The organism is Granulicella sp. L46, from assembly GCF_009765785.1.
In the GTDB taxonomy this organism is placed as follows: Bacteria; Acidobacteriota; Terriglobia; order Terriglobales; family Acidobacteriaceae; genus Granulicella.
Map to the genome: position 1 here is coordinate 432,580 of NZ_LMUT01000009.1, position 8,206 is coordinate 440,785.

Sequence of the window (8,206 nt, forward strand, 5' to 3'; positions counted from 1 at the left end):
ACAATATGCCTTTGAAACAAAATCGACACCTGCATCTTTATGCGCTTTGCTTTTTTTCGCTCTTGACCGCGGGCTGCGAACAGAAGCAAAGTCCTCCGCCCGATCTCGCGGCACACAAAACGGCAGCACCCACAACAGTGCAGTCCCCCACCGCTCTTGCGCCGCAACCCGTTGCAATGCGGCCTGCCGGTCCTGTTCACTTCACCGACGTGAGCGCTGCAGCTGGTATTCATTTCATCCACAACAGTGGAGCGTTCGGTAAGAAATACCTTCCCGAGACAATGGGCAGTGGCGTCTGCGTGCTCGATTACGACGGCGATGGCTGGCAGGACGTCTTCTTCGTCAATTCCATGGACTGGCCCGAACATCGAACCAAGCGGTCGACTGCCGCGCTCTATCACAACAATCATGATGGAACGTTTACAGATGTAACGCGCGGATCAGGGCTCGACATAGAGATCTACGGGCTTGGTTGCGCCGTAGGCGATTTCGATAATGACGGCCGCGACGATATCTACATCACCGCGCTTGACGGCAACCATCTCTTCCGCAACCTGGGACGGGGAAAATTCAAAGACATGACCGCTTCAGCAGGCGTCAGCAATTTCGGATTCTCGACGGGCGCCATGTGGCTCGACTATGACAGGGATGGCAAGCTCGATCTGCTCGTATTGCACTATGTCGAGTGGTCCCCAGCGACAGATCAGACCTGCTCCTTAGACGGCAAACACAAATCGTATTGCACGCCAGAACTCTACAAGGGGCAGAGCATCACCCTGTACCGCAATAAAGGTCAAGGGGTGTTTGAGGACGTCACCAAAAATGCCGGGCTTCTCGATGCCACTAGCAAATCTCTAGGCGCCGTCTTGCTCGACTATGATGACGATGGTTGGCCTGACTTCCTGGTCACGAATGACACCCAACCCAACAAGCTCTACCGCAATAATCACAACGGCACCTTCACCGAAAGCGCATTCGCGGCTGGCGTAGCGTTCAGCGACGCAGGTAAGCCTCGCGCTGGCATGGGCGCAGATGCAGCCGATTACGACCTCAACGGACAACAAAGTCTGGTGATTGGCAACTTCACCAATGAAAGTATGTCGCTCTACCACAACGACGGCGGAGGCCTTTTCACCGACCAGGCTATCGGCTCCGGAATTGCGGCGCCGTCAGCCAATTCGCTTACGTTCAGTACATTCTTTTTCGACTATGATCTTGATGGCTTGCCTGACATTTTCGCCCTCAACGGCCACGTTGCGGACGATATCAGCCAGCTTCAGCCGAGCCTCCATTACGCCGAGCCGCCGCTCCTCTTTCGTAATGCGGGCCACGGGAAGTTCACGGATGTTTCAGACAAGGTCGGCGCTGCTTTCCATACTCCGGTCGTGGGTCGTGGCGCTGCCTATCTGGACTACGACAATGATGGCGACCTGGACATATTGCTTACGACATCGAATGGGCCTGCCAGGCTTTTGCGCAACGACAACGGCAACGCCGACGACATGCTGCGAGTGCAAACAATCGGCACACGCTCAAACCGCGATGGCATAGGCGCGAAAGTCGCCGTGAAATTGCCCGACGGAAAACGCCTCGTTCAAATAGTGAAGACTGGCTCAAGCTATCTCTCGCAAAGCGAACTGCCGCTCACGTTCGGCTTAGGTGCTCCGAAACCCGGCAAGGTTGTCGACATCGAAATCGTCTGGCCCAGCGGTCGCAGAGAATCGATCCCGGCAATCGCCGCAAATCAATCGATCAAAGTCCTCGAGGGCAAAGGCCTAATCTCGGCAGTTCCGATCGTTTTCTCAGGCACCAGCCAATCCCTGCCGCATTAGGACTGTTGATGTGCTGCGGAATAGAATCCAGTTCTTTGCAGCAGCGCCTCTATCTCCCCCGCGCTACTGCCCAGCTTCGGCGCCGCTGCAAAAAGGTCTGCGGCCTCGACAGGATAGCTATGATTTGCAGGACGCCTTCCCAGGCCAGCAACGTCGAAGTCGCGGATCAGCGTGTAGACGTTGTCCGTGAGTCGGCTCTTCTCTGTTGCACTCATCGGCCCCTGCGCGAGCGTGAGCAGACGCCGGGATTCCGGTCCGAATACAGGATGGTCCTGTAGCAGAAATGAACTTGCCAGCTCGGGTTTATTAAGTCGCCGCGCGACTTCCGAATAACTCGCGGCCGCAAAGTAAAGCACCGAAAGAGAGCGGAATGTCGGGAAGTCGTCCATGTTGCGATAAAGGGCGCCGATCAGCCTTGCCGTCGCGCGCAGCTCGTCATCGGTTTGTTGTGCGTACTCCTGAAGGCTAGTCTCCATCTGCGGCGAGCCCCAATGCTGATCAAGGATTGCTCCCAATCGACTTATCCCGAGCAGCGTCAAAGGAAATCCAGTGGAGAGTATCGGATCCACGAAACCCGCGGCAGATGGCAGCAGCGCCCAGTTTGATCCTGCGATTGCTGAGCTCCGAAATGAAAGCTGCCGTGCAAACGCGAAAGGCCTCTCAACTTGAGCGTTCGCAAATTGATTCTTCACCAGCGGAAGGGAATCAAGGAGTTCATTCCATGCATTCTCCTTCCGCTCTAAGCAGAGACGTTCTGCGGCTTGATGGGTGGCCGCAACTCCCGCGCTGGTTATTCCATTGTTAAATCGAAGCACCCAAATCCAGCCACCGTCGAAAACATGATGGACCGCCGATGCATCGACTGGATACGGCGTCTCCATTGCATGCAGAGAGCGAGACGTCGCTAATTCGCCGACCCCGGAAAAGTGGTTGTACAACGCGGAGGTCAGGGGGAAGTCCGGCAGCGGCGTCTCGCTCAGGCCCAGAAACTTGTGAAGAAATCCTCGCGGCCCTGTTGCGTCGATGAGAAAGCGTACGTGGAAGGTTCGTTCGTGCGCTGCTTGCGTTGTCTCCAAATGCCAGACCCCGTCGACGCTTCCGGCCCCGCGAATGTCGACGTTCTCAAAGTAGTCCACGCCGACTGACTGCGCCTGCTGCACGAGTAGCTGGTCGAACTCGGCGCGATACCAATGGGTGTCCGCGATAAGGTCGTTAGGGCTCGCCGCAACATGCAGTTGACGGTCGGCATCGAATGCCCGAAATGGCGAGCCGAGCTCATGGTGAAAAAAAGAAAAACCACGTTTCACTCCGCAAGCAATGTTAGGGTAAGTTCGTTGCCAGGTTCCCCATTTGCTAAGCGGTTTCAGTAGTGGGAGATCGTAACGTTCGGAGATCGTTTCAAGCAGCAGATTCGAAAGTGGCGTTGACGACTCGCCGATCGCGAATCGTGGGTGCCTGCCCTTTTCTAACAGAACGACGGAATGACCCAGTTTCCTGGCGATCATCGCCACTAGCGATCCAGCGAAGCCGGAGCCAACCACGGCGATGTCGTACGTCGCGGTCAAGATCGTCCACCGCAAGTTTCGCAAGGCGCGTACTCAAGCACTCTTTGTGAGAAGTTCATTCGGCGCAATCGTTCGAGACGCGCCGGTCGACAATCGCGGCAGCAGGCCACGCGATCGATATCCCACAGGTCTACAAAAACGCGTCCTCTTCCGAGTGCAACACCGTAGTCGAGAGCAGCTTCAACGACGCGAAGATGAGGCGGCGCAAAAAGTCCCATCGTCGCGAAAGCATCGACCGCTCCATTGCCCGCACGCGTGGGCAGTAAGCTGACTACAGTCGCACTGCAGTCAAAGGCAAAGTCAATGGATGTACAAGCCCATTCCAGCGACTCTTCTTCTCGCATGAAGGGTGGTTGAACAAGCACGAAAGAACGCAGGCCCACGCCGTCGCTCTTAAGCCGATGCGCCGCCCCCGCATACTGGTCCAGCGTCATTCGCTTATTCAGTTTTGCGAGCACATCGGGATGAGCGGTCTCCAGTCCCATCGCAACCTCGAGCGGAGGGATGCAAAGACTTCGAAACTGGTCGTAGCTATCTCCAATCAAAGAAGGATGACACTCGACAATCACGCGCTCAAACGTCGATATAGCGGAAGCAATCGCCCCATAGTCTTCCCGAGGGATGGCGCCCCGATCGAAGAAGCTGCCGCTGTTATACAGCTTGATTTGACGCGTGCTAGGAAGGCGATCGAGGGCATACATGATCTGTGCAGGAATCGCTCCGAGCGGCACGGTTTCCGTCACCGTGTTGCGCCAAAGATCGCACATCGCACAGCGCCACGGGCATTCACGGTTGGTAAGGAAGATCGTCGCAACGCCACCCATCTCCCCGTTCTCGAAGCGTTCGTCTTCGACAAGGAAAGCGTAGGGCTTATCTGTCTCTACCGGCTCGCGCGGTCCCCTGCGCTCGATGATCCAGCGATCACGTTCGGCAGAAGTCTGAGGGTAAGCCGTCGAGCGGAGAGTTGTCACAGATATTGAGCCAGAAAATATTTGCGGTAGTCAGCTTCTTTGAGAGGCAGCCTTTGGTGCATCGACTCCACAGGAAGCGCACCATGTTGAAAACGCCTCTTATCGAAAACCTTCATCCTGATATTCGTGACCGTCGCAACACCGCGGGAGACAATCTCTCCCTTAAGTTGATACAGCCGCTCCACGTTATAGTCAGTCAATTGAATGAAGGGAATTGCCTCCGCGACCGCAATGACATCAGGGCGAGTGAAGGGACTAAATCCACGAAAGCCGTAGCGATGGGCGGGCGCATACGTGCGTGTATACGATCTGCTAAGACCGCCGCTATACGTGAGCGAGTGCTTGATCTTGCCGACTCCCCACCCCTCTTGATACAGCATCTGGTTGTTGACCACGCTGCGAATGGTCAACTCCGGATTCTCCTCGATTGGATAATCTTTGAGATTCTCGTCACCACCATCGCCATCGATCAGATAGCGCCATTCCGGGTATCGCTCGCGTATCCCTTTACAAAGCGCCAGAGCCATACTGGCCGATTGAACATCCAGCGCTTTATAGTCCTCGATCACACCAATGGTTTCGCGATGATCGATCTCAGATGCGTTCGCGTCAATGACCTCAAGGAACAATCCGAGGCCCACGCTGTCAAGAAACTGGCGCGCCTGCACCACGTCCGGCCCAACTCCGGATTCTCCGTCGCCGAGGTTCAAAACAAATGCCTTCAATCGTGAGAGATTCAGTCCCCGCTGTTTCATCACGTGATACGTGGTCAGAAAAACACTGCCGCTATCAACGCCACCCGAAAAGCAGACTCCAATTGGCTCGTCCACCGGAATATTCGCAATCCAGAGATTGATCTCCTCCGCAAGAGCTCCAATATATCGACGTCCGATCACGTCGAGATCGGGTGGCAGCGTGCCCATCGCAGGCGTGAAGAAACGCGTGTAAACCGGATCCGGGTCGGGACACCCAACCAGCTGAATCTCCGTGACGTAGTGCGCTGGAACCATCCGTGTATAGCTAGGATGAAACTGCCCTTCCAGTCCTTCCGACTTCAACCACGCGAAGATTTCATCGATCCGCGCGGCAACGATCAGCACGGGACCTTCTGTGCGTTTGGCAAGAAAGTAGCGCATCGGACGGTCCAGCGAACGAGCCATCCGCACCGTCTTGCCCGACCTCGCCAGCAGAGCGAATGACCCCTCCACGTCTCTCATAGCGGACGCCGGCTGGTCGAGTAGAGTCCACCTCGCCGCTTCCGTGGTGAGATTGTAAAGTTGATTCTCCGTCGACTTCGTGAGGTCAACAACTCGTTCGATGTAGGCGTCCACCGCTGATCCTCCTCGGTTTACGACTTAGTTTATCGCTTCGGGTCTTCCCTGGGGTAGACCTCCTTCTCGGGCTAGGAGCTGCTCAAAGGAGCCAGCATATATTTGCGCGTTGGATTGACAAGAATGTTTATCAATCATTTGCCGATGCAGAAGGTGATATTACGTCCAGACCCAGTGTTTATGCTGGTTTCCGCCTCTTCAGCTGTTTCTGGAGACTCGCTGAAGGTTCAATGCCGTGAACGACATTGCAAATGATGTGCGCTCATCGTTTGAGTTCGACGTCCGCAAAGGTGTCGAAGTGAAGACTTGTATATCGCCTAACCCTCAATACCCTTAGTGGAACGAGGCATGCGCACAGGCTCCTGCCTTGAGTGCAGCTACTTTCGTAGTTCGACCAACATGCATCTCGGTCTTTGCGTGTAGTCTCGTCATCGACCGCGATAAGGGCTTTCTCCGTGTTCATTTGAAAGGAAGCATGCTCCTGCGGTGTCCCTTCAATCGTTAGATCTTGACAAACTGCCACACCCAAGCTGAGAAACGCCACCCGCAGAAAGCCGCTGGCATTGTGCTGAATCGATCGCGAAACCGCTATCGCCAGTCCCTCTGACTGGCCTGCGTCCGCCCCATCCTTCAGCTCGGTTGCAACTCGTAGCCAGCGCTGATTTCCCGACGACACACCGTCCAGAACGATATCCCACTGCTTTGATCGACGCCACAACTCACGCACCGTAGACTGCGCGCCGACCGTGTGAATTCTCGCTTCGACCATGTCCGGAGTTGGTGTCGACGCTACGATATACGGACGCCGATACGATTATTGCTTCGGAGATGGCAGCAAGCTTTGCGGCTGCTTTTCTCGAAAGCGAGATCTGGACGCTGAAAGCGAAAGGATTTTCTGCAGCTTCAATTGGACAGCTCGAAAGCAGGATCACGCCACACGCAAGAAGGCCGATCCAACTCCGACGAAAGGCAGTGAAGCTAGCGCGCTGTCGCATGGGACTATCGCTCTCCCGCAAATGACAAAGAGATGCTCTGGAGCAACGGTCGTTGTCGGCCGGATTTCCGAAATTCTAGCTTATAAACTTCCACCAGAAGATGCTTTGCGATTGCTTTTCGCTCCTGCCAACGTTGACGACGCCGGGGCGGAATCAACCCGCCATTCATTCACCGCCCACCAACGGGCAAGCCGCATTCATGCCTCTACTCCGAGAAAGTGAAAATACTGAGCGCGCCTCCTCTACGCTCAGCGCATCCAAGTCTCCAAACGGCCACAATTGCACCCGCGCGCGTGCGTGTCTAAAATGAACAACCAACGAGCGCTCACCGGAGTTACATCTGGACATCTACCTTCACGTCAAAGTTCTGCTCAGCATGATCCTTGGCCTCGCCATCGCTCAGCTGCTCCGCGGCGTGTCTCGAATCGTCCAGCACCCCGGGAAATTTCCCGTCTACTGGGTGCACCTCACCTGGACGCTATTCCTCTTCCTCTATCTTGTTCACTTCTGGTGGTGGGAGTTCGCGCTCCAGCGAATCTCGCAATGGACTTTCCCACTCTACTTTTTTCTCGCCCTCTATGCCACACTCCTTTACCTCATCTGCTCGCTCTTCTTTCCCGATGAGATTGACGAGTACGAGGGCTTCCGCAACTACTTCTACTACCGCCGCAAATGGCTCTTCGCCTTCATGATCCTGGTCTTCTCGCTAGACTTCGTCGATACCGCCATCAAAGGACCCGCCTATCGCGCCCAATTCGGAACCATGGCCGACGTCCGCGACATTATCTTCATCGTTCTCTGTCTGCTTGCCATGAAGATCGGCAACCGCATCTTCCAAGGCATCTTCGCTTGCCTGGCCGTCCTACTCGAAATTCTTTACATCGTGAAGACCTCCCTCACTCTCAGCTAAAAGCATCCGCCAAGGTTCCGGTGTTTCGAATCCTCCTGAGCCTCGTGGCAGACATAGTATCCTTGGCGCTTAGTACCCCAGAGTTGCATTCACAGGTACTCAATAGATCTGTCGATCAACCTTATTCATCCTGGACAGACTAAGCCTCATCAGGCGAATAGGTAACCGCATAGCTCGCCCTTCTCAGAACGTCCTACACAATTAATGTCGGAGGCTAAGCATGTCGCGGCAGAGAAATACAATCGGCCCCATCCTCCTCCTGTGTTTCGCAGCTTTTTTCTCCGCAGGGATAGCGCGAGGCCAGACCCAGCAGCAACCCGAAGCGAAGTCATCAACTCCCGTTGTCCTCCAGGCGGAAAACCCTTCAGGCGCGAAACGCCGCCCCCGCATTGCCCTCGTCCTTGAGGGTGGGGGAGCACTCGGCTTCGCACACATCGGCGTCATCGACTATCTCGAACAGCATCACATCCCCGTCGATCTCGTCGTCGGTACGAGCATGGGTGGCCTCATTGGCGGTCTCTACGCCTCGGGCCAGTCCCCCGACCAAATCCGCACCCTCATGCACACCATCAACTGGGACGTCGCCATCGGCGGTCGAATTC

General features: G+C 55.5%; 6 protein-coding genes. 3 read left to right on the forward strand and 3 right to left on the reverse strand.

The features are described from left to right. The first annotated feature begins 5 nt into the window (after positions 1 to 5). A complete protein-coding gene (locus GSQ80_RS08640; RefSeq protein ID WP_158787230.1) occupies positions 6 to 1,832 on the forward strand; it encodes a CRTAC1 family protein in 1,827 nt (608 codons plus the stop codon). Here the strand turns inward: GSQ80_RS08640 and GSQ80_RS08645 are convergent. The 3 genes from GSQ80_RS08645 to GSQ80_RS08655 are packed head-to-tail and all read right to left on the reverse strand — an operon-like array spanning position 1,829 to position 5,699. Continuing rightward, complete coding sequence (locus GSQ80_RS08645; RefSeq protein ID WP_158787231.1) at positions 1,829 to 3,373, reverse strand: NAD(P)/FAD-dependent oxidoreductase; 1,545 nt, start codon at positions 3,371 to 3,373, stop codon at positions 1,829 to 1,831. The genes GSQ80_RS08640 and GSQ80_RS08645 overlap by 4 nt on opposite strands. Before the next feature lie 20 nt (positions 3,374 to 3,393). Next, positions 3,394 to 4,368, reverse strand: a complete 975-nt coding sequence (locus GSQ80_RS08650; protein WP_216850210.1) for a radical SAM protein — start codon at positions 4,366 to 4,368, stop codon at positions 3,394 to 3,396. Next, positions 4,365 to 5,699, reverse strand: a complete 1,335-nt coding sequence (locus GSQ80_RS08655; protein ID WP_158787232.1) for an asparagine synthase-related protein — start codon at positions 5,697 to 5,699, stop codon at positions 4,365 to 4,367. The genes GSQ80_RS08650 and GSQ80_RS08655 overlap by 4 nt, the downstream gene beginning before the upstream one ends. A gap of 1,371 nt (positions 5,700 to 7,070) precedes the next feature. Here GSQ80_RS08655 and GSQ80_RS08660 point away from each other — a divergent pair. Beyond that, positions 7,071 to 7,604, forward strand: coding sequence for a hypothetical protein (locus GSQ80_RS08660; RefSeq protein WP_158787233.1), 534 nt, complete (start codon positions 7,071 to 7,073; stop codon positions 7,602 to 7,604). A gap of 220 nt (positions 7,605 to 7,824) precedes the next feature. Further along, positions 7,825 to 8,206 (forward strand): patatin-like phospholipase family protein (locus tag GSQ80_RS08665; protein ID WP_174241323.1); only part of this gene is annotated, 382 nt, incomplete at its 3' end.